We start from the raw sequence: 25,371 nt of genomic DNA, 5'->3' as shown, positions 1-25,371 counted from the left end.
CAGCGCGACCGGGCCCACGGGGAGTCCGGCCGCGCTGTCGTCTGCGAAGTCTGCGAAGTCTGCGAAGTCTGCGAAGTCCGTCGCGGGGACCGCCGCACCCCCGGTCACCCGGGGGGCGGGACGACGGCGGTCCCCGCGAGGGACGCGGTCCGGGTCAGGGCCGGTTGCCCGCGTCCGGGCGACGGTGGAGGTCCGGGAGCCGCTCCGTAGTCCGGTGTCGCCGTTCTGGGTGCCGGCGGGTTTCCCTGCCGACACCCACCAATGTGCCGGAGCCGTGTTAAGCGGGTGCTGCGCGGACGTGACGCGCTCGTACCGTTTTCGCGAAGGCCCGCCGCCGGGCCGACACGCGCCCCGGCCGGGGCCCCGCTTCCGGCCCGTCAGGCCTCGGACCGGGCCCGCCGCCGGGCCGTCAGGCCTTCGCCGTGCCCGCGTCCTTGGCGAGGAACGCCAGCAGGTCCTGCCTGCTCACGACACCCTTGGGCTTGCCCTCGACGAGCACGATCGCCGCGTCGGCGCCGTCCGCGCCGCTGAGCACGGCCATCAGGTCCTCGACCGGTTCGCCGGAGCCGACCTGCGGCAGCGGGGCCGACATGTGCTTCTCCAGCGGGTCGGCCAGCGAGGCGCGCTGGGTGAACAGCGCGTCCAGCAGCTGCCGCTCCACGACCGATCCGATGACCTCGGCGGCCATCACGTCCGGGTGACCGGCGCCCGGCTTCACGATCGGCATCTGGGAGACGCCGTACTCGCGGAGCACCTCGATGGCCTCGCCGACCGTCTCCTCCGGGTGCATGTGGACCAGGGAGGGCATCGGGCCCTCCTTGAAGTCCAGGACCGCGCCGACGTTGGCGGAGGTGCCGGTGTTCTCCAGGAAGCCGTAGTCGGCCATCCACTCGTCGTTGAAGATCTTGCTCAGGTAGCCGCGCCCGCTGTCGGGGAGCAGCACCACGACGACGTCCTCGGGGCCGAGCCGCCTGGCGACCTCCAGGGCCCCGACGACCGCCATGCCGCAGGAGCCGCCGACGAGCAGCCCCTCCTCCTTGGCGAGCCGCCGCGTCATCTGGAAGGAGTCCTTGTCGGACACCGCGACGATCTCGTCGGTGACGGTGCGGTCGTAGGCGCTCGGCCAGAAGTCCTCGCCGACGCCCTCGACCAGATACGGCCGCCCGGAGCCGCCGGAGTAGACCGAACCCTCCGGGTCCGCGCCGATGACCTGGACAGCGCCCTCGCTGATCTCCTTGAGGTAGCGCCCGGTGCCGCTGATCGTGCCGCCGGTGCCGACGCCCGCGACGAAGTGGGTGATCTTCCCCTCCGTCTGCTCCCACAGTTCGGGACCGGTGGTCTCGTAGTGCGAGCGCGGGTTGTTCGGGTTGGAGTACTGGTCGGGCTTCCAGGCCCCCGGCGTCTCGGTGACCAGCCGGTCGGAGACGTTGTAGTACGAGTCCGGGTGCTCGGGGTCAACGGCGGTGGGGCAGACGACGACCTCCGCGCCGTACGCGCGCAACACGTTGATCTTGTCCGTGGACACCTTGTCCGGGCAGACGAAGATGCACTTGTAGCCCTTCTGCTGGGCGACGATGGCGAGGCCGACGCCCGTGTTGCCGCTGGTCGGCTCGACGATCGTGCCGCCGGGCTTCAGCTCCCCGCTCTGCTCGGCCGCCTCGATCATGCGCAGCGCGATGCGGTCCTTCACCGACCCGCCGGGGTTGAAGTACTCGACCTTGGCCAGGACCGTCGCCTGGATACCTGCCGTGACGTTGCGCAGCCTCACCAGCGGGGTGTTGCCGACAAGACTGATCATCGAATCGTGGAATTGCACCGTGTACTCCGGGATCTCCGAGATGGTCCGGCCCAGAGTATGCGTACAGGCCCCACTCTGCGTACGGGAAGGAGTACACCGAGCCCCCAGTGGGGCAAGTAGGTACGTGTACGGCTGTACGGCGAGGAGGAGGTGGACCGGACTGTGTCGAGAGCAAGGGTGGCACGGCGGATCGCGGCGGGCGCGGCCTACGGCGGTGGCAGCATCGGATTGATCGGTGCGGCGGCCGTGGGCGTGTTCCTGGCGGAGGTCCAGCTCGCGAAGAGGCAGGTGGGCGGCGGGACGGCTCCGGTCCCGCCGAGCGCGGACGGGCGGTACGGAGTGGCGTTCGCCGGGCCGAACGACCCGATGCGGCTCGGGATGCTCGGGGACTCGACGGCCGCGGGCCAGGGCGTGCGGCGGGCCGGGCAGACCCCGGGCGCGCTGCTGGCCTCGGGGCTCGCGGCGGTGGCCGAGCGGCCGGTGGACCTGCGGAACGTGGCCCTGCCGGGGGCCAGGTCGGACGATCTGGAGCGGCAGGTGTCGCTGCTGCTGGCGGACCCGGCACGGGTTCCGGACGTCTGCGTGATCATGATCGGGGCGAACGACGTCACGCACCGGATGCCCGCGACCCAGTCGGTGCGCTGTCTGACGACGGCGGTGCGCAGGCTGCGGACGGCGGGGGCGGAGGTGGTCGTCGGGACCTGCCCGGACCTGGGCACGATCGAGCCGGTCTACCAGCCGTTGCGCTGGGTGGCCCGGCGGGTGAGCCGGCAGCTGGCGGCCGCGCAGACCATCGGCACGGTGGAGCAGGGCGGGCGCACGGTGTCGCTGGGCGACCTGCTGGGCCCGGAGTTCGCGGCGAACCCGCGCGAGCTGTTCGGCCCGGACAACTACCACCCTTCCGCCGAGGGCTACGCCACGGCGGCCATGGCGGTGCTGCCCACGCTGTGCGCGGTGCTGGGCCTGTGGCCGGAGTCCGACCGGCTGGACGGCGCCCGCCGCGAGGACATCCTCCCGGTGGCGAAGGCCGCGTCCCAGGCGGCCCGGGAGGCCGGTACGGAGGTCACGGGGGCGCGCGCTCCCTGGGCCCTCCTCAAGCACCGTCGGCGACGGCGTCTGCCCGCCTCCACGGAACCCGCTCCGCACCCGCACCCGGACGCCGCCCACGGGCACGCGTAAGGGGTCGTCACCGCCCGGCAGGACCTCGGCAGGACGTGGGCAGAGCTTGGGCAGGACATCCTGAGCAAGCGCTTAGAAAAGAGTCCCGCATCACACGGCCTGCCGGGTGACCCCGACGATACGTCCGGGTAACTTCCAGAGGAGTTCCGTCCGTCCACACAGCCTTCCAGCCCCCTTGGAGCCGCGTGATGCCCGAAGCCGTGATCGTCTCTGCCGCCCGTTCGCCGATCGGCCGCGCCTTCAAGGGGTCCCTCAAGGACCTGCGCTCGGACGACCTGACCGCCACGATCATCCAGACCGCGCTGGCCAAGGTCCCGGAGCTGGACCCGAAGGACATCGACGACCTGATGCTGGGCTGCGGTCTGCCCGGCGGCGAGCAGGGCAACAACCTCGGCCGCATCATCGCCGTGCAGATGGGGATGGACCACCTTCCCGGCTGTACGGTCACCCGCTACTGCTCCTCCTCGTTGCAGACGAGCCGGATGGCGCTGCACGCGATCAAGGCGGGCGAGGGCGACGTCTTCATCTCGGCCGGTGTCGAGATGGTGTCCCGCTTCGCCAAGGGCAACTCCGACAGCCTCCCGGACACGCACAACCCGCTGTTCGCCGACGCCGAGGCCCGCACCGCCGCCCGCGCCGAGGAGTCCGGCGCGAGCTGGCACGACCCGCGCGAGGACGGCCTCGTGCCGGACGCGTACATCTCGATGGGGCAGACGGCGGAGAACCTGGCCCGGTCCAAGGGCGTCACCCGCCAGGAGATGGACGAGTTCGGCGTACGGTCGCAGAACCTCGCCGAGGAAGCCCTGAAGAACGGCTTCTGGGAGCGGGAGATCACCCCGGTCACCACCCCCGACGGCACCGTGGTCGCCAAGGACGACGGCCCGCGCGCGGGCGTCACCATGGAGGGCGTGCAGGGCCTGAAGCCGGTCTTCCGCCCCGACGGCCTGGTCACCGCGGCCAACTGCTGCCCGCTCAATGACGGCGCCGCGGCCCTGGTGATCATGTCCGACACCAAGGCGCGCGAGCTGGGCCTGACCCCGCTGGCCCGGATCGTCTCCACCGGCGTCAGCGGCCTCTCCCCCGAGATCATGGGGTACGGCCCGGTCGAGGCCAGCAGGCAGGCGCTGAAGCGGGCCGGCCTGACCATCGACGACATCGACCTCGCCGAGATCAACGAGGCGTTCGCCGCTCAGGTCATCCCTTCCTACCGGGACCTCGGCCTGCCGCTGGACAAGGTCAACGTCAACGGCGGCGCGATCGCCGTCGGCCACCCCTTCGGCATGACCGGCGCCCGCATCACCGGCACGCTGATCAACAGCCTTCAGTTCCACGACAAGCAGTGGGGCCTGGAGACGATGTGCGTGGGCGGCGGCCAGGGCATGGCGATGGTGATCGAGCGGCTGAGCTGAGCCGCAGCGGAGGCGAAGCCCAGCCGCTCGATCACCAGCACGAGCGGCTGAGCCGAGGCCCGGGGCCTCCCGCGCCCCGGGGGTTTCGAACCCCACCGAGCCCCGACCGTGACCGAATCTCCCCCAGGATGTGATCTGCGTCCCGGGGGAGATTCGTTTCCGCAGGTCAGCACCGCTTTGAGGCTAAACATCGGACCGAAAGACCTGTCCATTTCGTGACGTAATGCACTGACAGCACGTACCGGTACAGGCCAAGCTGATGTAGGAAGTCGGGGGTATCGATAGAAACCGGGAGTATGTCAGTGAGCGCCATGTCATTTGCCCTGTTGCTGACCACCGCCGCTGCCACGGCCGTCGGCGCCGCCGCACTGCACGCCGCTCACGGGCTGCGCAAGCAGGTCGCGGCGCTGCGCACGGAGCTGGCCGCCGGTCACGCCCTCCAGGCTTCCGTGCCACCACAGAGCCGCGGTACGGCCACTCCCGCCGAGGAGATACGCGCGGCCGTCGCCGAAGCGCTAGCCGAGGAGCGCGAGCGCGAGCTGGCCGAGGCGCGCGCGTTCTGGGCCGCCCAGGAGGCCCGTGACGCCGCCGACGCCCCGTCCCTGCTGGGCGGCCTGTCCGGCCTCGGCGACGACGCCCCGTACTACCTGCCCCGGCAGGCCGACTTCGCCGGCCTGGAGTCGATGGACCTGGAGGCGGCCGAGGCGATGGAGGAGCTCGCGGAGCTGAGCGAGCGGACCCTCGCGGAGCACGAGATCGGCGAGCTGACCGACCTCCCGGAGATCGCGGAGTTCCCCGAGGACTCCCCCGAGCTGGCCGCCGCCCGCCGGCGCCACCCCTCGCACCCGGACTTCATCCCCGCACAGACACCTGTGGTCACCGACCACGAGCGCACCGTGAACCGGCTGGAGGAGCTGGCCGACACGGCGACCGAGCTGACCGACGTGCGGCCCGGCCCGCTGGGCACGCTCGACGTGTACGTCTTCGCCGACGGCACCACGCTCTGCATGACCCCCGGCCACCGCGAGACCGCCGAGCGCCTTGCTGACGCCCTGCGGGCGGGCCGGCAGCCGGTGCTGCTGGGCGGTTCGGGAGTCTCGGGCGCCTACGCGCTGACCTTCTCCTGCGGCGAGGACAACGTGTACATCCTCGCCGACCGCGTCATCGCCTCGCTCTGACCGCCGGGCGCGGGCCCCTCGCACGCATCACGCGAACGCCCGCGCCGCCGCTTCCCCGACATACCGCACGGCCTCGTCCAGCTCCTGGGACGGGGCCGTTTCCAGTGCCACGGCCAGGTCCCGCCCGGCGACGGCGAGTTGGTCGCCCACGGCGAACATCCCGGCGTCCGGCAGCTCACGCGGCTCGGCGTCCGGGTTCTCCAGGCGCTGGGCCCGGGCCGCGAGTTCGCGGGCCGCGGCCAGCGCCTCGGCGGCCGCGCCGCGCTGGAGGCGGCTCTGCGGGGCCGAGCGCAGCCGGTCGGCGAAACGGTCCACGGCCAGGATCAGGGGCGTCGTATCGAGCACCCGGCCGACCCTACGCGGCCCTCCCGCCCGGCCGCCAACGCCCCGGAACGCACGGAACGCGGAACGGCCCGCAGGCACGATGCCTGCGGGCCGTTCCGGTGTCGCGGGTACTGCGGGTGTTACGGGTGCTCCACGGCCGGTCAGTCGTCGCCGCTGAGGATCGCGACCAGGCGCAGCATCTCGATGTAGATCCACACCAGGGTCACGGTGAGGCCGAAGGCCGCCAGCCAGGACTCCTCGCGCGGAGCGCCGTACGCGATGCCGTCCTCGACCTGCTTGAAGTTCAGGGCGAGGATGCACGCGCCGATGACGATGGCCACGATGCCGAAGATGATGCCGAGCGCACCGCTGCGGAAGCCGAGGCCGTCACCGCCGCCGAACACGGCGAACAGGAGGTTGACCATCATCAGCAGCGTGAAGCCGATGGCGGCCGCCATCACGAAGCCGTAGAAGCGGCGCGTGACCCGGATCAGTCCGGTGCGGTAGGCGATCAGCACACCGGCGAAGACCGCCATGGTGCCGATCACCGCCTGCATCGCGGCGCCGGGAGCCCAGTAGACACTGACGATGTTGCTGATGACGCCGAGGAAGACACCCTCGAACGCCGCGTACGTCAGGATCAGCGGCGGCGAGGGCCGGCGCTTGAACGAGTTCACCAGCGACAGCACGAAGCCGATGATCGCGGCGCCGATGGCGACGCCGATCGCCGTGCCGACGTTCGCCTTGTCGACCGGCAGCGTCCACCAGGCGGCGGTCGCGGCGACGATCACGGTGCCGAGCGTCATCGCCGTACGTGTCACCACGTCGTCGATGGTCATCACGTCGGGACGGGCGGGCGCCTGCGGGGCGCCCTGGATGTCCGTCTGCGCGTAGGGGTTGGTGGCGTACGGGTTGGCGGCGGTGCCCTGCGCGTACGGGTTGCCCGTCGCGGGGGCCCCGGCCTGCGGCGTCGCGTTGAAGCCCGCGTGGCCGTTGTCGCGGCTGAACCCCCGTCGCGAGAAGACCGGGTTGCTGCTCCTCATCTCACTCCTCCATGGCCACACTGCGTGGCCTTGCCACAAGAGTAATGGGTAGGCAAAAGAATCACCCTAGTGCCAGGGGAGGATCTTTGCGGCAGCCCGGAGCGGTGCCCGCCGAGGCCTTGGGAGAGCTGTCGTGCGGGGCCGGGATCACGGACCGGGCATCGGTCACGGTCTGGGCCGTTCGGGTCACGCACAGTGCGGTGCGTGGTGCCCGGAGCCGGACTCGAACCGGCACGCCCCCGAGGGGCAGCGAGGTTTAAGCTCGCCGTGTCTACGTTCCACCATCCGGGCGTGCCGCGCGGCTCCGCGTTTGGCTACCGACCCTATCCGGGGGCATCCCTCGATCAGCGGAACAGTGGCGCGATGTTGTCCTATTTTATTGACCGCTTGAGGGTCCGTCAGGTCATCTGGCCGGGCTGATCACACACCCTCGGCCGATCATGGGCGGTCCGTGCCCGGCACGGGAATGACGGAAAGTCGCCGCACTCGTACGGCCCAACGCGCCAGGTCCGCGCCAGGCTTCGCCAGGGCCTCCGCCACCCTCGGGTTCGGCTCCGCCCCGGGCTCGGGCCCGGCACCGCTCCGTAAGGGCCGGCCCACCGCGGGCCCCGCTCCCCCCGGCGTCCCGTCGCGCTCACGGTGGGTGACCACGAAGCGGGGGCCGCGCCTCCGGTCAGGGTCGGTGTCATACCCGAGGAGGACGGATCCACGCCCTCGATGCGACTCAAGACGGCCCCGGGAACGGGCATCGGGAGTGACGACCGGGGCCGATCGGGACGTAACGATGGAGTAAGTCCCCGAGGCATGGCGTCGGCCCTCGCCTCAGCACGGCCCGTGCATCCGCATCACCCGAACCAGGAGCGTCCCTGTGACCACCACCCCCACCGTTCACCGCGCCACCGCGGTGGCTGCCCGCGCCACGGAGCTGTCGAAGGTCTACGGCGAGGGCGAGACGCAGGTCGTCGCCCTGGACCGGGTGACCGTGGACTTCCCGCAGGGCGAGTTCACCGCGATCATGGGCCCCTCGGGCTCCGGCAAGTCGACGCTGATGCACTGCGTCGCCGGACTCGACAGCTTCAGCAGCGGTTCGGTGCGCATCGGCGAGACCGAGCTCTCCACGCTGAAGGACAAGCAGCTCACGCAGTTGCGCCGGGACAAGATCGGCTTCATCTTCCAGGCGTTCAACCTGCTGCCGACGCTCACCGCCCTGGAGAACATCACCCTGCCGATGGACATCGCCGGCCGTAAGCCGGACGCCGCGTGGCTCCAGAAGGTGATCGACATGGTCGGGCTCTCGGACCGGCTGAAGCACCGCCCGACCGAGCTCTCCGGCGGTCAGCAGCAGCGCGTCGCCGTGGCCCGCGCCCTGGCCTCGCAGCCCGAGATCATCTTCGGTGACGAGCCGACCGGGAACCTGGACTCCCGCTCCGGCGCCGAGGTCCTCGGCTTCCTGCGCAACTCGGTGCGCGAGCTGGGCCAGACCGTGGTGATGGTGACGCACGACCCGGTCGCCGCCTCCTACGCGGACCGGGTCATCTTCCTCGCGGACGGCGCGGTCGTCGACCAGATGATGCACCCGACCGCCGACGGGGTCCTCGACCGGATGAAGGCGTTCGACGCGAAGGGCCGCACGAGCTGACGCCGTCGGCGGCCCGCCCACAGGGCCGCCGCACCGGCTGACGCGGGCGCCCGCCGAACCCCGGCCGCCGCCCCGCGCGCCCCCGCCCCCCTTCCGGAACCCATCCCAGGACACACAGACATGTTCCGTACCGCCCTGCGCAATGTGCTCGCGCACAAGGCCAGGCTGCTGATGACCGTGCTCGCCGTCATGCTCGGCGTAGCGTTCGTCTCCGGCACCCTGGTCTTCACCGACACCCTCGGCAACGCCTTCCGCAACCAGTCCGCCAAGAGCTACGACAACGTCGCCGTCGCCGTGGAGACGTACGCCGGCGGGCACGACGAGAAGACCCCCGGCATCGACGAGGCCACCCTGGAGAAGATCCGGGGCCTGGACGGCGTGGCCTCCGCCACCGGCCGGGTCAACGGCTTCGCCGGGGTCGCCGACCCCGACGGCAAGCTGATCGGCAACGGCTGGTCCAACACCGGCGCGAACTTCGCCCCCGGCAAGGACGGCAAGGACGCGAGCTACGTCTTCACCGACGGCTCGGGCCCGGCGAAGAACGGCACGATCGCGCTCGACAAGGACACCGCGAGCAAGGGCGAGTACCGCGTCGGCGACCCGGTGCGGGTCGCGACCAACGGCCCGGTGGAGGAGTACACCCTCTCGGGGATCTTCACCACCGAGGACGGCGCGGTCAACGCGGGCGGCAGCCTGGTGCTGTTCGACACCCCGACCGCCCAGAAGCTCTACCTGAAGCCCGGCGTCTTCCAGAACGCCACCGTCTCCGCCGCGGGCGGCGTCTCCGACCAGAAGCTGCTGGACGCGGTCGAGCCCCTGCTGCCGAAGGACGCCACCGCCCGGACCGGCGAGGCGCTGGCGGACCAGCAGGCGAAGGACATCGAGAACGGGATGGCCGGCCTCAACGGCATGCTGCTGGCCTTCGCGGGCATCGCGCTGTTCGTCGGCATCTTCCTCATCGCCAACACCTTCACCATGCTGATCGCCCAGCGGACCCGTGAACTGGCCCTGATGCGGGCCATCGGAGCCACCCGCCGCCAGATCAAGCGCTCGGTGCTGCTGGAAGCGGCCGTCGTCGGCACGCTCGCCTCCGTCATCGGCTTCGCCCTCGGTCTCGGCCTCGCCACCGGTCTGCGCTCCGCGATGGGCCTCCTGGGCGGCAAGATCCCCGCCGGGCCGCTCATCGTCTCGCCGACCGCCGTCCTCTCCGCCTTCGCCGTCGGCGTCCTGATCACCGTGCTGGCCGCCTGGCTGCCCGCCCGCCGGGCCGCGAAGATCGCCCCGGTGGCCGCGATGAGCAGCGTGCACGCCACCGCCTCCACGAAGTCGCTGGTCGTACGGAACTCCATCGGCGGCGTGATCGCCCTCCTCGGCGCCGCGGGCATCGTCGGCGGCGCGGCGGCCGGCGGCACGTCCGGCAGGCAGCTGGTCGCGGGTGGCGCGTTCTTCGCCCTGATCGGCGTCATCATCCTGATCCCGCTGCTGTCGCGCCCGGTCATCGCGCTGGTCCGGCCGCTGCTGAAGAAGCTGTTCGGCGTCTCCGGGAAGCTGGCCTCGCAGAACGCGGTCCGCAACCCGCGGCGTACCGGAGCCACCGCCTCCGCCCTGGCCATCGGGCTGACCCTGGTCACCGGCATCTCGGTGCTGGGCGTCACGCTCGGCCAGGCCATCGACAAGATGACCACGGACAACATCAAGGCCGACTACATGGTCTCGATGGCCAGCGGCGACGCGCTCGACGAGTCCGCGCTCAAGGCCCTGGCGAAGGCCGACGGCGTCGCCGCGCTCTCCCCGCAGCAGGCGGCCTGGCTCGAGGTCGACGGTGGGGGCTACTCGGCCTCCGGCGTCACCCCGGGCGACGTGGAGAAGGTCTTCTCGCTGACGACCGTCTCCGGTTCGCTCGGCTCGCTCGAGGACGGGCAGGTCGCGGTCGGCTCCAAGACCGCCAAGACCCACGGCTGGAAGACCGGCGACACCCTCCCGGTGACGTTCGACGACGAGAAGAAGGGCGAGGTGAAGATCGGGGCGCTCTACGAGGAGAACGAGTTCCTCTCGCCCTTCCTCATCCCGAAGGAGCTCGCGGACCAGCACAGCGCGGCCTCCCGCCCCGACATCCGCGAGATCTGGATCAAGGCGGACGGCGGCGCGAGCAAGGCCAACGAGCAGTCGATCGTGGACGCGCTCGGCGACAACCCGGCGATGAGCGTCATGGACCGGCAGGACATCCGTGACATGTTCGGCGGCTTCATCAACACCGCCCTGAACATCATGTACGGGCTGCTCGCCATGGCCCTCCTGATCGCGGTCCTCGGGGTCGTCAACACCCTCGCGATGTCGGTGTTCGAGCGGCAGCAGGAGATCGGCATGCTCCGTGCGATCGGCCTCGACCGGGGCCGCGTCAAGCGGATGATCCGTCTGGAGGCCGTCGTCATCTCGCTCTTCGGCGCGGTGATCGGGGTCGGCCTCGGGGTCTTCCTCGGCTGGGCGATCGGCCGGACGCTGTCCGCCGACATCCCCGGCTACGCCCTGGTCATCCCGTGGGACCGGCTCGGCCTCTTCCTGCTCCTCGCCGCCCTGGTGGGCGTCCTCGCCTCGCTGTGGCCTGCCCGCAGCGCGGCGAAGCTCAACATGCTGACGGCGATCAAGACCGAGTAGCCCGGGCCCGGGGATCCCGGGAGACCGGGGCGGGGGTACGTCTATGGGTGAGGGGCCGGTGCACCGCTGCGGAGCGGTGCACCGGCCCCTCGCCCGTTGCCGTACGAGACGGGTACAGGTACGCGTTACGGGTACGGGTCAGGCCTCCCCGTCCTCCGCGGACTCCGTCCAGGTGCGGGCGCGCAGCGGCATCCGGGAGCCGCCGCCGTCCAGCGGGCGCACCGCGAGGATCTGGTTGACGCCGATCTTGTTGCGCTCGAAGGAGAGGGCCGAGGCGGCCATGTACAGCCGCCAGACCCTGGCCCGGCCCGGGGAGGTGGCGCGTACCGCCCGCTCCCAGTGCCGCTCCAGGTTGGCCACCCACCGGCGCAGGGTCAGCGCGTAGTGCTCGCGCAGCGTCTCAACGTCCCGGGCCTCGAAGCCGGCCTCCTCCAGGATGGTCAGGGTGCGGCCGAGCGGGGCCAGTTCGCCGTCGGGGAAGACGTAGGCGTCGATGAACGCGTCGATGCGGTAGGCGTCCTCGTCCTTCTCGGGGCGGCGGGCGATCTGGTGGTTCAGGAGGCGTCCGCCGGGCTTCAGGAGGGCGTAGAGATCGTCCGCGTACTCCCGGTAGCGGACCGATCCGACGTGCTCGGCCATGCCGATCGAGGAGATCGCGTCGTACGGGCCGTCGCGGACGTCCCGGTAGTCCTGGACCCGGATCTCGATCCGGTCGGTCAGACCCTCCTCGGCGATGCGCTTGCGGGCATGGGCGGCCTGCTCCTGGGAGAGGGTGACGCCGGTGACCTGCGCCCCGTACGCACGGGCGGCGTGGATGGCCAGGGAGCCCCAGCCGCAGCCGACGTCCAGGAGCCGGTCGCCCTCCTTCAGGCCGAGCTTGCGGCAGACCAGGTCGAGCTTGTCGCGCTGGGCTTCCTCCAGGGTTCCCCCGTCCTGCCAGTAGGCGCAGGAGTAGACCATGGAGGGGCCGAGCACCAGGGCGTAGAAGTCGTTCCCGACGTCGTAGTGGTGGCTGATGGCCTCTTTGTCGCGGCGTCTGGTGTGCAGCGGGCCGGTGCGGCGGCGCACCTCCTCCTTGGGCGGGGCCGGGGGCGGCCAGGGGCCGGCGAGGTCGAGGAGGCCCCGGGCGAAGGCGCGGACCTTGGGGTCGCGGACCGGGTGGACGGAGTCCTTGGCGTCGGCGCCCCGGTCCCAGAGCAGCCCGGCCAGATGGCCGAGCGCTTCGTACAGGTCGCCCTCGATGTCGATCTCCCCCGCCACCCAGGCGCGGGCCATGCCCAGTTCGCCCGGCTTCCACAGGAGCCGCCGCAGGGCGCGGCGGTGGCGGATCACGAGGACCGGGGCCCCGGGCGGCCCCGACTCGCTACCGTCCCAGGCCCGGATACGGACCGGCAGGGGTTCCGAGAGCAACTCCTCGGCAAGAGCGGTCAGCCGCGACGCGGCGTCTGCCATGGCGCACACCTCCGTGGTGTTTCCCGACAAGCACGACAAGCACGACGAGCAAGGCGAACAGACATGCTCGTAGCCCCGCCGCGACACCCCTGTGGCGTGGCGAGGTACACCTGCGTCAACTGTCCTCGCACGCTCCGTCATCCCGCTACCGGGCAACGAAACGGCAAAACGCGTGTATTCGCCATTCACATGGGCGGGAACAGGCCACGGCCCGCCGTCCGGCGCGGGTCACGCCCCCGCCCGGATACGCCGAAGGGGCCGTCCGCACCACGGATGGCGGACGGCCCCTTCGGGCGTCGTACGGCGCGCTCCCCGCGGAGCGCTTCACCGGGGGGTCAGGAGGCCTTGGCCTTCTCGCCCTCGGACTTGGCGGCGGCCGGAGCCGGGGCCGGCTTGGCGGCCTCGTAGAACTCCTCGCGCGGCGTCTCCATGGCACCGAGCGAGACGACCTCGCGCTTGAGGAACATCGCCAGCGTCCAGTCGGCGAAGATCCGGATCTTGCGGTTCCAGGTCGGCATGGCCATGCCGTGGTAGCCGCGGTGCATGTACCAGGCGAGACGGCCCTTGAGCTTGATCTTCACCTTGCCCATGACGATCATCGCGACGCCCTTGTGCAGGCCGAGACCGGCGACCGCACCCTTGTTGGCGTGGCTGTACTCCTTCTGCGGGAAGCCCCGCATACCGGAGATCACGTTGTCGCCGAGGACCTTCGCCTGACGCAGCGCGTGCTGGGCGTTGGGCGGGCACCAGGCGTTCGGGTTGCCGGCGCGGCGGCCGACCATGTCCGGCACCTGGGCGTTGTCGCCCGCGGCCCAGATGTAGTCGGTGCCCTGCACCTGGAGCTTCTCCGAGGTGTCCACGTGGCCGCGGGGGCCGAGCGGCAGGCCGAAGCGCGCCAGCGCCGGGTTCGGCTTCACACCGGCGGTCCACACGATGGTGCTGGAGTCGACCTCCAGGCCGTTCTTCAGCACCACGCGGCCGTCGACGCAGGAGTCCATCGAGGTGGAGAGGTAGATCTCCACGCCGCGGCTCTCCAGGTGCTCCTTGCCATAGGTGCCCAGCTTCGGGCCGACCTCGGGAAGGATCTTGTCGGCGGCGTCGACGAGGATGAAGCGCATGTCCTCGCGCTTCACGTTCGTGTAGTACTTCGCCGCGTCGCGGGCCATGTCCTCGACCTCGCCGATGGTCTCCGCGCCGGCGAAACCGCCGCCCACGAAGACGAACGTCAGCGCCTTGCGGCGGACGTCCTCGTCGGTGGTGGAGTCAGCCTTGTCCAGCTGCTCCAGCACGTGGTTGCGCAGGCCGATGGCCTCCTCGACGCCCTTCATGCCGATGCCCTGCTCGGCGAGGCCGGGGATCGGGAAGGTACGGGAGATCGCGCCCATCGCGATGACCAGGTAGTCGAAGGGCAGCTCGTAGGCCTCGCCGACGAGCGGCGCGACCGTGGCGACCTTGCGGTCCTGGTCGATGGTCGTGACACGACCGGTGAGAACCTCAGCCTTGGGCAGCACGCGTCGCAGCGGGACGACGACATGCCGAGGCGAGATGCTGCCTGCGGCAGCTTCGGGGAGGAAGGGCTGGTACGTCATGTACGACCGCGGGTCGACGACCGTGACGGTCGCCTCTCCGTATCGCATCTTCTTCAGAATGCGACGAGCTGCGTACAGGCCTACGTACCCACCGCCTACAACGAGGATCCTGGGACGCTCCGTGGTGCTCATGCCATCGAGTATCCACCCCTCCCCAGGGGGGTGCTCGTGAGCCCCTTCACAAGGATTGGGCGACCCTCTGCTACACTTCGCCGCCCACGTGACCCAGGTCATGGGCACGAAAGGGAACCACAGCACCACGGGAAACGTTGTTCACCACCTGTGAGCTGGCCATTGACCCTCCGGAGCGGGTGGACCACCCCTCCCCTTCATACGGCCGCAACGCTCCCGGAACGCGTGCGCGACACTTCCGCATACCCTCCCGGGCGACCAGTTCCGGCCTGATGGGCCCCAACCACGACCAACAGGGCCCCATTCCTTGTGAAGAAGTTCACGAAGTTTCCGGCGGCGCGCCCTCGGAGGGGCCCCCGGACGGCCCGGAGGAGCCGGTCCGGGGCTCAACGGTGCAGGTGGCGATGCGATTGAGCGGGCGGCGGGAGGGGCTGACCGCAGGGCTACGCGGCGCTCCAGGCGATGCCGTCGAGGATGTCGTGCTCGCTGACGACGACCTCGTGGGCTCCCGTCCGCTCCATCACGGCGAGCAGGACGAGCGCCCCCGCGCCGATCACGTCGACCCGGCCCGGGTGCATCACGGGGATCGCGGCGCGCTCCTCGTGGGTGGAGCGGAGCAGGTGCTCGGTGATCGCGCGGACCTGGCCCCGGGTGACCCGTGAGTGGTGGATGGCCCCGGAGTCGTACGCCGGCAGTTCCAGCGCGATTCCGGCGATCGTCGTGACGGTGCCCGCCAGACCGACGAGGGTACCGGCCCCCTTGAGCTCCACGGTCTGCCCGGCGAGGTCCAGTGCGGCGTCGACGTCCGCGCGGATCGCCGCGGCCCGCTCGTGGCTGGGCGGGTCCATGACGGCCCCGTCCACGATCAGATGACGCTCCGTCATCCGTACGCAGCCGATGTCGACGGACCGGGCCGCCTCCACCCGGTCCGAACCGAGGACGAACTCCGTGGAGCCTCCGCCGATGTCGACGACCAGATACGGCTTCTCCAGGTGGTCGCTGCCCACCAGCTCCTTGGTGGCCCCGTCGAAGGAGAGCTGCGCCTCCTGGTCGCCGGTGATCACCTCGGGCTCGACGCCGAGGATGTCCCGGACCCCGGCCACGAAGTCGGCGCTGTTCTCGGCGTCCCGGGAGGCGGAGGTGGCGACGAAGCGGATCCGGGTCGCGCCCAGCTCCTCGATGACCGCCGCGTACTCACGGCAGGCGGCGAACGTCCGCTCCAGCGCCTCGGGGGCGAGCCGGCCGGTCCTGTCCACGCCCTGGCCGAGGCGGACGATGGTCATGCGCCGGTCCAGCTCGGTGAAGGAGCCGGTGGCGGGGTCCACGTCGGCGACGAGGAGCCGGATGGAGTTCGTGCCGCAGTCGACGGCGGCGACCCGGGTCATGCGCCCGGCCCGTCGGCGGGGCCGTCGAGGGGGCGGAAGGCGAAGTGGCCTCCGTCGCCCTCGTCCACCGTCCAGCCCTCGCCCTCGTCCGGCGTCGCGCAGGGCGTGACGCAGGGGCCCTTGGCCCACCACTCGGGCAGCATCGCGATGGCCTCGTCGCCCAGCGGGTTCACCCCGGGGCCGGCGGCCAGCGAGTGGCCGACCAGGACGTGCAGGCACTTCACCCGGTCCGGCATGCCGCCCGCGCTCGGGAAGCCCTCCAGGACCTCGATGGCGTCGCGGCGGGTGATGTAGTCCTCGTGCGCGGCCCGGTAGGCGTCGGCCAGCTCCGGATCGGTCTCCAGACGGGCCGTCATCTCCTTCATGACCCCGTTGGCCTCCAGCGTGCCGATCGCCGAGGCCGCCCGGGGGCAGGTCAGGTAGTACGTCGTCGGGAACGGCGTGCCGTCCTCCAGACGGGGCTGGGTCTCCACCACGTCCGGGTTGCCGCACGGGCAGCGGTGCGCGATGGCGCGCAGACCGCGCGGCGGGCGGCCGAGCTGCTGCTCGAACGCGGCGATGTCCGCGTCGGTGGGCTTGGTGGACTCGGTCTGCGGAGGGGGCGTTTCCATGCCTGCCTTGGTTCTGCTCGGAAGCTCGTGGAGGTGGACGTACGGAAGAACGTACGGGGTCGGTGTCAGTCGCGGTCGTCGTCGCGGTCGGCGCTGTCCACGCCGTCCCAGAGGTTCGAGTGCCACGGCCGGTCGCTCGCACCCGACTCGCCGCGGCGGTCCCGGGCCGCGTCGGGGTCGGACACGGTGTAGCCGATCTCCCCGGGGAGGACGTAGTGGAGGTGCTGGCGGGCCAGCCGCATGATGTACGCGTCGTCCTGGAGCCGCGCCTTCTCGTCCCGCAGCTCCTCGGTGCGCCGCTCCGCCTGCTGCGAGAGCCGCTCCTGCTCGGCGATCTCGTCGCGCTGGGAGACGTACTGCCGCATCGGGTAGGCGAGCGCCACCACCATGGAGCAGACCACCAGCGCCAGGAACGCGGCCCGGCCGGTGAGCCGGGAGCGGCGGGCCTGCCGGCGGTTCTGGGATCGGTACACGCGGGCCGCGGTCTGCTCGCCGAGCAGGCGCAGCCTGGTCGCGGTGGAGAACCGGTCGCGGTCCTTGCCGGCCATGTCTCCCGCCTCCCCATCACGCACGTCCGTCCCCGCACACGGTACGGGACCGGGTGCGGGGACGGACGGAGGCTACCGTCTTGACGCTACGGGTCAGCCCTTGAAGCGCGGGAAGGCGGAACGGCCCGCGTACACCGCGGCGTCGTCGAGGATCTCCTCGATGCGCAGCAGCTGGTTGTACTTGGCGACGCGGTCCGAGCGGGCCGGGGCGCCGGTCTTGATCTGGCCGCAGTTCACGGCGACGGCGAGGTCGGCGATGGTGACGTCCTCGGTCTCGCCGGAGCGGTGCGACATCATGCACTTGAAGCCGTTGCGCTGGGCCAGCTCGACGGCGTCCAGGGTCTCGGTCAGCGAACCGATCTGGTTGACCTTCACGAGCAGGGCGTTGGCGGAGCCCTCCTCGATGCCGCGGGCCAGACGCTCGGGGTTGGTGACGAAGAGGTCGTCGCCGACGATCTGCACCTTGGCGCCGATGCGGTCGGTGATGACCTTCCAGCCGGCCCAGTCGTCCTCGTACAGCGGGTCCTCGATGGAGACCAGCGGGTACGCGGAGACGAGCTCCTCGTAGTACTCGGTCATCTCGGCGGCCGAGCGGGACTTGCCCTCGAACTCGTAGACGCCGTCCTTGTAGAACTCGGACGCGGCGACGTCGAGCGCGAGCGCGATGTCGCGGCCCGGGACGTAACCGGCCTCCTTGATGGCCTCGACGATGAGGTCCAGGGCGGCGCGGTTGGACTCCAGGTTCGGGGCGAAGCCGCCCTCGTCGCCGAGTCCGGTGGACAGGCCCTTGGTCTTGAGGACCTTCTTCAGCGTGTGGTAGACCTCCGCGCCCCAGCGCAGGGCCTCGGAGAAGGACTCCGCGCCGATCGGGGCGATCATGAACTCCTGGACGTCCACGTTGGAGTCGGCGTGCGAGCCGCCGTTCAGGATGTTCATCATCGGAACGGGCAGCAGGTGCGCGTTCGGGCCGCCGAGGTAGCGGAAGAGCGGCAGGTCGGACGCCTCGGAGGCGGCGTGCGCGACGGCCAGCGAGACGCCGAGGATGGCGTTCGCACCGAGCGACGCCTTGTTCTCGGTGGCGTCGAGGTCGAACATCGCCTGGTCGATGAGGCGCTGCTCGGTGGCGTCGTACCCGACGAGCTCCGGGCCGATCTGCTCGATGACGGCGAGGACGGCCTTCTCGACGCCCTTGCCCATGTAGCGGTTGGGGTCACCGTCGCGAAGCTCGATGGCCTCGAACGCACCGGTGGAGGCACCGGACGGAACAGCAGCACGGCCCGTGCTGCCGTCGTCGAGGCCAACCTCGACCTCGACCGTGGGGTTGCCCCGGGAGTCGAGGATTTCCCTGGCTACGACGACGTCGATGGACGGCACGAGGCATCTCCTTCTGGGATCTGACACTGGTTGTGCGGGGTCACTGTGGCCCTGCGGCACGAGCCTATCGGGCCCGGCCGCGTCGGTCGGCCGACCGCCCGCGTCCTGGGACGAAAAAGGTCCCAAGGGCCTGCATCATGGGACAAAACTCTAGAAATCTACTGAGTGGTAACGACAAGAGGTGAACGCATGCGGGCCTTCGGCGCCCGCCGCCCAAGAAGAACCCGGCCCGGCGCGCTGGGGGGACGAGCGCGCCGGGCCGGGGAGCCGTGCGAGGAGAAGTGCCGCCGGACGCTTCTCCTCCGGGGAGGAGAGACGGCGATTACTTCAGGTGGAGCTGCTGACCCGGGAAGATCAGGTCGGCGTCCTTGACGATGTCGTCGTTGAGCTTGAAGATCTTGCTCCAGCCGCCCTTGACGTCCTCCGCGTCGGCGATGGTGCTCAGGGTGTCGCCGGTCTTGACCTTGTACTCGCCGTCGCCCTTCTGGACCTTCTCGCCGGTCGGGGTGGTGACGGTCTTCTTGCTCTCGGCCTTCTCGCTCTCGGCCTTGGGGGCCTCGCGCTGCTCGGAGCGCGTGGTGGGCTGCTCGGCCTGACGCTCGGGCTGCGCCTGCTCGGGCTTGCTCTCGCCGGAGCCGGAGCCGGTGTTCACGCCCGGGTCCACACCGTCGTTGGTGAGGCCGCCGGCGCCGGCGCAGGCCCAGGCACCCGGGCCCTGGAGGTCGAGGAGCTTCTCGGCGGTGGCGATCTGCTGGTCCTTGGAGGCCAGGTCTGCACGGGAGGCGTACTGCGTACCGCCGGCGGCGGCCCAGCTGGACTGCGAGAACTGCAGTCCGCCGTAGTAGCCGTTGCCGGTGTTGATGGACCAGTTGCCGCCGGACTCGCACTGGGCGACGGCGTCCCAGGTCTCGACGGAGGCGGCGGAAGCGTTGGTCGCGCCCATCAGCGGGATGGCGACGGCGGCACCGGTGACACCCGCGAGGGTGGCGATACGGGTGGCCTTGGACGGGCGGCGGTGCTTGCCCTTGCTGTTCAGCAGCATGGAACGAATCTCCTCACCGACGCCTACGAGGTGAGCTGTCGGGTTCGGGCTGATGAGTTGCCCGGTCGCGCGGTGCTGCTCGCGACTTCACCCCTAGCCGGTCCCGTACGTCCCCGTCGGTTCGACGAGGCGTCCGGACCCGGCGGCTTACCTGGGTCCCCCGCTCCTGCCTACGGCGCTTACGCGTCTGTTCCCTTCGACCGACGGCAGGATTCGGCGTGACGGTCGACGGGGCCCGCGGTGCGAGCGGTTCCGACCGTAAACACAGGCAACCCCGACATTCAAAGACGGACATAGGGGGCATTCGGCCCGAACTCGCCGTAGCCGGTGGGCCGTTTCCGCAGGTGGGAGGCGATACGCCCGGACCGGCCGGTCGAAAAGCACCAGTTGAAGCAAAGAGACCCATGTCTCACTTACACAAAAGTGGACATAGGTCTCTTAACTGCCCCGATTTTCGGGGTGTTTCGCCGGGTTCGATCAGTTGGCGGCGGGAGCCTCGGCGGCCGTCTCGGCACCCTCCGGGGCGGCCCGGTCCACACCCTTGCCCGCATCCTGATCCAGGCCCAGATCCAGGTTCTGGCCGGGCAGGATCAGGTCCGGGTCGGCACCCAGGAGGCCCTTGTTCGTCTCGTACAGGCCGGTCCAGCCGCCGGGGATCTCCTGGGCGTCGGCGATCGCCCAGAGGTTGTCCCCGGGCCGCACGGTGTACCCGTCGGCGGCCGCCGCGCCACCGTCCCGCGCGCCGCCTTCGCCGCGCGAGGCGTGCCGGCCGGACTCACGGGGGTCGTCCTTCCGGTCCGCGTCGACCTCCTCGGGCGCGGGGCGCCCCGGTGCTTGCCCCCCTGGCCGTCCTCGTCCGCCGAGGCGTCGGGGGCGGTGGAGGGGTCCGAGGCGTCGGGGGCGTCGGAGGCGGGCGGGGCGGAGGGCGTCACCGAGGAGTCGGGAGTCCCGCTCCCCTTCTCCGCGCCACCTCTACCGCCCTTGTCCGCCTCATCACCCTTCTCCCTCTTGCCCGCTTCGCGCGATTCACCGGTTGCGTCCGCTTCGTCGGCCGGGGTGGAGGTCGGGTCGGCCGAGGGGTCCGCCGACGGATCGGCGGACGGATCCGCGGACGGCGAGGCGCCCGGGTCGACGCCGGGCAGACCGCCGCCCACCGCGAGGCCGGAGATCACCGCACAGCTGGGCCAAGCCTTCGGGCCCTGGTCGTCCAGGACCTTCTCGGCGACGGAGATCTGCTGCGAGCGGCTGGCGAGGTCGGCGCGGGGCGCGAACGCCGTGCCGCCGTACGCCGACCAGGTCTCCTGCGAGAACTGGAGCCCGCCGTAGTAGCCGTTGCCGAGATCGGCGCTCCACATGCCGCCGCTCTCGCACTCGGCGACCCGGTCCCAGGTGGTGGCCTCGGCCGCGTGCGCGCCTCCGGCGCCGAGCAGCGGGATGGCGATGGCCGATCCCGTCACGCCCGCGGCGACGATGATGGCGGGTGCCTGACGAGGGCGGCGGTGTCTGCCGTTCGCGGAGCCCATGGGTATGCCTTCCGTGCGACTGACAAGCGAGTGGCCTGAGCGCCGCACAGCGGATTCCGTGCCTGCTTCGGCGCCCAAGTGACGCGTGAGCAAGGTGCGACCGACGCGTCGAACCGTGAACCTAGCGGGACTCGAACGTGTGTCACAAGTCGATGCAGCGCAGATCACGTGCAAGTCACGGAGTTGACGCTGTGTCACTTTTTCCGGATCGACTATCCGGTTCGAACTCGACCGGAAGGGTGCGCAGTCCACGCATGATGAGTCCGCCGCGCCAGCGCAAATCGCCAGGTTCTCCCGCAAGTCGCAGGTCAGGAAGGCGCCTCAACAGGGTGGTCAGTGCGGTCTGCCCCTCCAGCCGGGCCAGCGGCGCCCCCAGGCAGTAGTGGATGCCGTGCCCGTAGCCGAGGTGCTGATTGTCACGCCGTGCAAGGTCCAGGGTGTCCGGATCCGTGAACCGCTCCGGGTCGCGGTCGGCCGCCGCCAGCACCACGAGTACGGGGTCCCCGGCGGCGATCTCCTCGCCGCCCAGGGTCAGCGGCTCGGTGGCGTACCGCCAGGTCGCCATCTCGACCGGTCCGTCGTACCGGAGCAGCTCCTCGATGCCGGTGGCCAGCAGCGCGTCCTCCCCCGCCGCCAGGGAGGCCTCCAGCCGGGCGCGCTGCTCGGGGTGGCGCAGGAGCGCGTAGGTCCCGTTCCCGATGAGGTTGACCGTCGTCTCGAACCCGGCGAAGAGAAGGATGAACGCCATCGCCGCCGCCTCGTTCTCGGTGAGGTGCTCGCCGTGGTCGCTGGCCCGGATCAGCCCGGAGATCAGGTCGTCGCCCGGGTTCTCCCTCTTGCGGTGGATGAGTTCGGCGAGGTAGCCGCGCATCTTCTTCACCGACCGGGCGACCCCGCCGCGCGGCCCGCCGCCGTGCCGGATCATCATGCCCGCCCAGTCCCGGAAGTCGTCCTGGTCCTCCTCGGGGACGCCGAGCAGGTCGCAGATGGCGTAGATGGGGAGCGGGAAGGCGAAGTCGTGGATGAGGTCGGCGTTCCCCTTCTCCACGAAGTCGTCGATGAGCCGGTCCGTCAGCTCCTGCACGCGGGGCGCGAACTCCGCGACCCGGCGCGGGGTGAACGCCTTGGACACGAGCCGGCGCAGCCGGGTGTGGTCCGGCGGGTCGATATTGAGCAGATGCGTCATCAGCTCCGCCTTGCGCTCCCCCGGGATCCCCGTCTTCCCCTTGGCGTGCGGCGACTCGGCGTGGTTGGCCGGGTTCTTGGAGAGCCGCGCGTCGGCGAGCGCCTCCTTGGCGTCCCCGTACCGGGTCACGAGCCAGGCCTCGACCCCGCTGGGCAGCGCGGTGCGGTGCACGGGGCGGTGCTCTCGGAGCCAGGCGTAGGCGGGGTAGGGGTCGGTGGCGAACTCCCAGGTGAAGAGTTCGGGGGCGGCCGGGGTGGCCCCGCTATGGGGGCAGGCGGAGGGCTCGGGGGTGCGGGGGGCGGGGCTGTCGTTCACGCCTCGACGTTATCGGGCGGGGTCCCGGCGGCTGCGCGCAGTGCGGGGAGGGCCTGCCGCGCGGGGCGGTACCCCTTGTCGGCCGCCCGGGCCACCCAGTGCTGCGCCCGATCGGCCAGCACCATGCCCAGCAGGAACTGCGCCTTGACCAGGCCGCCCTCCGCGGCTGTCTCCAGGTACCGGATCGCCTCGGCCGGGCTGTGCGTGATCAGCGTCTGCCCCATGATCGCCGCCGAATCGATGTGCCCCGCGTCCGCCGCCTTGCGGTGCCAGAACTCGGCGGGTCCTATCTCCCCGGTCAAGCCGTTGACCTGGCCGAGGACGTACGCAGCCTCCGGTTCGTTCTCGGCCCGGTCCGCCAGGTGCGCATGGGCGTTCGAGCGAATCGTCGCACGCACGTCCTCCGACCTCGTCGCCGTGAGAGCAATCGTCCACATGGAGAGCGGAACCGGCGGGTGGTCCGCCCGGTCGACCGCGTCGGCGGGCAGGGCGCCGAAGACGTCCCACGTGTCCTCCTCCTCTCCGGGTTGCAGAAGCCCGCTCACCCCGTGCCGAGGCGCGACGGCCCAGGCGAGCCCGTCGTCGAACAACTCCACCCGGGACGCCGCCGCGAGCTCGCGTGAGTAGCAACCCTCGACCGTGTGGAGCAGGTCGCCGGTGATCCCGCCGACGGGCACTCCGCACAGGGTCAGGTCGACCGCGGCGCGCACCAGGAGGTGGCCGCGCGGGTGGCGGCCCAGCCTGCCCGCCCGCCGCCACTCCTCGACCAGGTCGGGCCCGACGGCCAGGTACGCGGGCACGGTGTGCGCACCGCGGCGGAGGCCGGGGTCCCGCAGGCGGGAGTCCCCGTCCAGGGCGTCGAGGTGCCGCATCTCACGGTCGCTCCACACCCGGTTCAGTTCGACGGGCTCGATCCCGTCGAGCACCCGGGCGCGGTCCGACGTACCGAAGCGGCGGGCGTCGTACGCCTCGTCGTCCATCGTGGCGAGGACGGGCACGCGCAGCCGGACGAGCTCGGCGAGGACGGCCGGGGTCAGTCCGTGTTCGCCGAGATGACCCTCCAGGCGGTCCAGCCACAAAATGTGGCTCTCCTCGGTCCGCCCGCGCACCAGCGCCGGGAGCCCCCGCAGGTCCGTCCCGTGCTCCGGGGCGAGGACCCGCGTCGCCCCCGGCAGATTGGTGGACAGGGCGGCCCACAGCGTCCTGGTCTTGCCCGAGAGCGGCGCGCCCGTCACCACCACGAGACCGCCCGACCTGGCCGCCTCACGGACCCGTTCGTCCAGCTCGCGGTCGCAGTGGCGTGCCACGTAGGGCGGCAGCAACGGCTCGCCGGGCAGGCTCCGGGGCCTCCACACGCCGAGGCCGATCGGGTCGGCCGCGTCCAGCCGGAGCCACGCGGAGACCGGCGGCGCGGGTGGGTGCGGAGGTTGCGTGTAGTAGGTGTGCACGCCGCCGGTGACCGCGCCTGCCTGGACGACCGGGCCGTGCAGGACGCCCCCGGAAACGGTGTTGTGCGCGGCGCGCGCCGAGGCCTCTGCCGTAGAAGCGACGACCGCCGTGGGGGTGCTCTCCCTCGCGGCCTGGAAGGCGTTCTTCCGCGCGACCGGGGAGGGGGACTTCCGCGCGACCGGGGAGGGGCGCTTCCGCGTGTTCGTCGGGGTGCTGGGCCGCATGAAGGCCGCGGCCCCCGCGTTCAGCTTCGCGAACCCGGCGGGGTTGACCCGTCTCACGTCGCTCAGGATGGCCAGCAGCACGCCTCGGGCACCGTCCTGGCCTCCCGGAATGCGGCCGTGGTACATGGCGTGCATCCTGTCCAGACGTGCCGCCTGGAAGCGGATGGGACGCCGTCGCAAGCACGCCTTCACCGCTTCGAGGGGATCCGGCTCGCGGCTCATCACCACCGCGGTCAACTCATCTGCCAGCGCTTCCAGTTCGCTGTCCACGCCCGTCCCCCGCCCCTCGTGCAGCCGCTGATGTCAGCGTACTAACCCGCGTCCCCCTCCGCCGCCAGGATCGCGTCGCGGTAGGCGCGGGCCGCCGCGCGCAGGGCGGCCTCCGGGTCGGTTCCGTTCGCCTCGGCGGATACGGCGAGGGCGAGCAGTTCGTAGCCGATGGTGTCGCCGGTGGGGAGGGGGACGTCGAGGTCCGCCGTACGGACGCGGCTCGCGAGCTTCGCGGCGAGGGCCAGGCCGGGCTGGCCCAGGGGGACGCCTTCGGTGACCGAGGTCCGCTGCTTCTCGATCGCCTTGGTGCGCAGCCAGTGCGCGTGGACGTCCTCGGGGGTCTCGGCGCTCTCGTCGCCGAAGACGTGCGGGTGGCGGTGGATCAGCTTCTCGACGAGGCCGCCCGCGACGTCGTCGATGGCGAAGGGCTCCTCGGCATCCTCCTCGGCGATCCTGGCGTGGAAGACGACCTGGAGCAGGACGTCGCCGAGCTCCTCGCGCAGTTCGTCCCGGTCGCCGTCCTCGATCGCCTCGACCAGTTCGTACGCCTCCTCGATGGCGTACTTGGCGAGGCCCCGGTGCGTCTTCCTTGAGGTCCAGACGCACTCGCGGCGGATCCGGTCCATGATCTGGACCAGGTCCAGCAGGCGGGCCCCGGGCAGGTCGTAGGAGCCGGGGAGCAGTTCCAGGTCCGGCATGGCCACCCGGCCCGAGCCGCCGAGCCGGGCCAGGCCGTCCGTCAGGCGGCTGTCGCCCTCGCCGCCGACCAGGACGACGACGGTCCGGCCGCCCGCGCAGTCGGCGACCAGTTCGTCGGCGGAGGGCGTGGCGTGCTCGACGTCTACGCCCGCCTCGCGGAGGTAGGGGAGCTGCGGGTGGTCCGGGCCGGCGACGAGGACCCGGTCGGCCGCGTGCAGCGTCTGCCAGGCCGGCCAGGAGAGCAGGCCGGGCGCGACCCGGTGGCTGGCGGTGAGCAGGACGATGCGGCCGGGGTCGGCGGGGGTCTCGACGGGGGCGTCGGGGGCTTCGGCGTTCACCCTGCGAAC

The 25,371-nt window shown here is 71.3% G+C and carries 18 protein-coding genes, 1 tRNA gene, 1 pseudogene and 1 riboswitch; of the genes and pseudogenes, 5 read left to right on the top strand and 15 right to left on the bottom strand.

Annotation, left to right across the window (positions count from 1 at the left end; translation table 11 throughout):
• Positions 1–409: 409 nt before the first annotated feature.
• The gene (locus AC3CH1_RS22375) at positions 410–1,816 is read right to left on the bottom strand and encodes a cystathionine beta-synthase (RefSeq protein ID WP_488464568.1); all 1,407 of its coding nucleotides are present in this window, start codon (positions 1,814–1,816) and stop codon (positions 410–412) included.
• A gap of 159 nt (positions 1,817–1,975) precedes the next feature.
• Between AC3CH1_RS22375 and AC3CH1_RS22370 the strand changes: the two genes are divergently transcribed.
• From AC3CH1_RS22370 to AC3CH1_RS22360, 3 genes are all read left to right on the top strand, one after another.
• The gene (locus AC3CH1_RS22370; protein ID WP_488466704.1) at positions 1,976–2,977 is read left to right on the top strand and encodes an SGNH/GDSL hydrolase family protein; all 1,002 of its coding nucleotides are present in this window, start codon (positions 1,976–1,978) and stop codon (positions 2,975–2,977) included.
• A gap of 188 nt (positions 2,978–3,165) precedes the next feature.
• Positions 3,166–4,386, top strand: coding sequence for an acetyl-CoA C-acetyltransferase (locus AC3CH1_RS22365; protein ID WP_488464567.1), 1,221 nt, complete (start codon positions 3,166–3,168; stop codon positions 4,384–4,386).
• 326 nt (positions 4,387–4,712) lie between these two features.
• Positions 4,713–5,564 carry a hypothetical protein gene (locus AC3CH1_RS22360; RefSeq protein WP_488466703.1) on the top strand — a complete coding sequence of 284 codons (852 nt, stop codon included), beginning with the start codon at positions 4,713–4,715 and terminating at the stop codon, positions 5,562–5,564.
• A gap of 27 nt (positions 5,565–5,591) precedes the next feature.
• Here the strand turns inward: AC3CH1_RS22360 and AC3CH1_RS22355 are convergent, their stop codons facing one another.
• The 3 genes from AC3CH1_RS22355 to AC3CH1_RS22345 all read right to left on the bottom strand — a co-directional run bounded on the left by AC3CH1_RS22355 (position 5,592) and on the right by AC3CH1_RS22345 (position 7,222).
• On the bottom strand, positions 5,592–5,909 hold the full coding sequence (locus AC3CH1_RS22355; protein WP_488464566.1) for a hypothetical protein: 318 nt from the start codon (positions 5,907–5,909) through the stop codon (positions 5,592–5,594).
• Positions 5,910–6,049: 140 nt separating this feature from the next.
• Positions 6,050–6,931, bottom strand: coding sequence for a Bax inhibitor-1/YccA family protein (locus AC3CH1_RS22350; RefSeq protein WP_018961323.1), 882 nt, complete (start codon positions 6,929–6,931; stop codon positions 6,050–6,052).
• A gap of 205 nt (positions 6,932–7,136) precedes the next feature.
• A tRNA-Leu gene (locus AC3CH1_RS22345) sits at positions 7,137–7,222 on the bottom strand.
• Between the two features lie 577 nt (positions 7,223–7,799).
• On the opposite strand from AC3CH1_RS22345, the gene AC3CH1_RS22340 reads away from it, so the two are divergent.
• Entirely contained in the window at positions 7,800–8,570 is a 771-nt protein-coding gene (locus AC3CH1_RS22340) for an ABC transporter ATP-binding protein (protein WP_097867229.1), read from the top strand.
• Between the two features lie 120 nt (positions 8,571–8,690).
• Positions 8,691–11,225 carry an ABC transporter permease gene (locus AC3CH1_RS22335; RefSeq protein ID WP_488464565.1) on the top strand — a complete coding sequence of 845 codons (2,535 nt, stop codon included), beginning with the start codon at positions 8,691–8,693 and terminating at the stop codon, positions 11,223–11,225.
• 138 nt (positions 11,226–11,363) lie between these two features.
• Here the strand turns inward: AC3CH1_RS22335 and AC3CH1_RS22330 are convergent, their stop codons facing one another.
• The 11 genes and pseudogenes from AC3CH1_RS22330 to AC3CH1_RS22280 form a co-directional block, all read right to left on the bottom strand.
• Positions 11,364–12,677: a class I SAM-dependent methyltransferase gene (locus AC3CH1_RS22330; RefSeq protein ID WP_488464564.1), complete on the bottom strand. Its 1,314-nt coding sequence runs from the start codon at positions 12,675–12,677 to the stop codon at positions 11,364–11,366.
• A gap of 335 nt (positions 12,678–13,012) precedes the next feature.
• A complete protein-coding gene (locus tag AC3CH1_RS22325; protein ID WP_488464563.1) occupies positions 13,013–14,398 on the bottom strand; it encodes an NAD(P)/FAD-dependent oxidoreductase in 1,386 nt (461 codons plus the stop codon).
• A gap of 443 nt (positions 14,399–14,841) precedes the next feature.
• Positions 14,842–15,783 carry a Ppx/GppA phosphatase family protein gene (locus AC3CH1_RS22320; protein WP_488464562.1) on the bottom strand — a complete coding sequence of 314 codons (942 nt, stop codon included), beginning with the start codon at positions 15,781–15,783 and terminating at the stop codon, positions 14,842–14,844.
• Positions 15,780–16,394: a DUF501 domain-containing protein gene (locus AC3CH1_RS22315; protein WP_488464561.1), complete on the bottom strand. Its 615-nt coding sequence runs from the start codon at positions 16,392–16,394 to the stop codon at positions 15,780–15,782. Before AC3CH1_RS22315 ends, AC3CH1_RS22320 begins: the two co-directional genes overlap by 4 nt.
• A gap of 65 nt (positions 16,395–16,459) precedes the next feature.
• The gene (locus AC3CH1_RS22310; protein WP_488464560.1) at positions 16,460–16,942 is read right to left on the bottom strand and encodes an FtsB family cell division protein; all 483 of its coding nucleotides are present in this window, start codon (positions 16,940–16,942) and stop codon (positions 16,460–16,462) included.
• Positions 16,943–17,035: 93 nt separating this feature from the next.
• Positions 17,036–18,316: a phosphopyruvate hydratase gene (gene eno / locus AC3CH1_RS22305; RefSeq protein WP_007456034.1), complete on the bottom strand. Its 1,281-nt coding sequence runs from the start codon at positions 18,314–18,316 to the stop codon at positions 17,036–17,038.
• A gap of 322 nt (positions 18,317–18,638) precedes the next feature.
• Positions 18,639–19,358, bottom strand: a complete 720-nt coding sequence (locus tag AC3CH1_RS22300; protein WP_488464559.1) for a transglycosylase family protein — start codon at positions 19,356–19,358, stop codon at positions 18,639–18,641.
• Between the two features lie 5 nt (positions 19,359–19,363).
• Positions 19,364–19,546, bottom strand: a riboswitch (cyclic di-AMP (ydaO/yuaA leader).
• Positions 19,547–19,835: 289 nt separating this feature from the next.
• Positions 19,836–20,881 (bottom strand): annotated as a pseudogene (locus AC3CH1_RS22295) (transglycosylase family protein).
• A gap of 175 nt (positions 20,882–21,056) precedes the next feature.
• Entirely contained in the window at positions 21,057–22,382 is a 1,326-nt protein-coding gene (locus AC3CH1_RS22290) for a cytochrome P450 family protein (RefSeq protein ID WP_488464558.1), read from the bottom strand.
• On the bottom strand, positions 22,379–24,325 hold the full coding sequence (locus tag AC3CH1_RS22285; protein WP_488464557.1) for a tetratricopeptide repeat protein: 1,947 nt from the start codon (positions 24,323–24,325) through the stop codon (positions 22,379–22,381). The genes AC3CH1_RS22290 and AC3CH1_RS22285 overlap by 4 nt, the downstream gene beginning before the upstream one ends.
• 41 nt (positions 24,326–24,366) lie before the next feature.
• Positions 24,367–25,362, bottom strand: a complete 996-nt coding sequence (locus AC3CH1_RS22280; RefSeq protein ID WP_488464556.1) for a nucleoside triphosphate pyrophosphohydrolase — start codon at positions 25,360–25,362, stop codon at positions 24,367–24,369.
• Positions 25,363–25,371 lie beyond the last annotated feature (9 nt).

Source organism: Streptomyces sp. MGP-P1 (genome assembly GCF_057766565.1).
The sequence above is the reverse complement of the archived record's forward strand: the minus strand, read 5'-3'. Positions and strand labels throughout refer to the sequence as shown.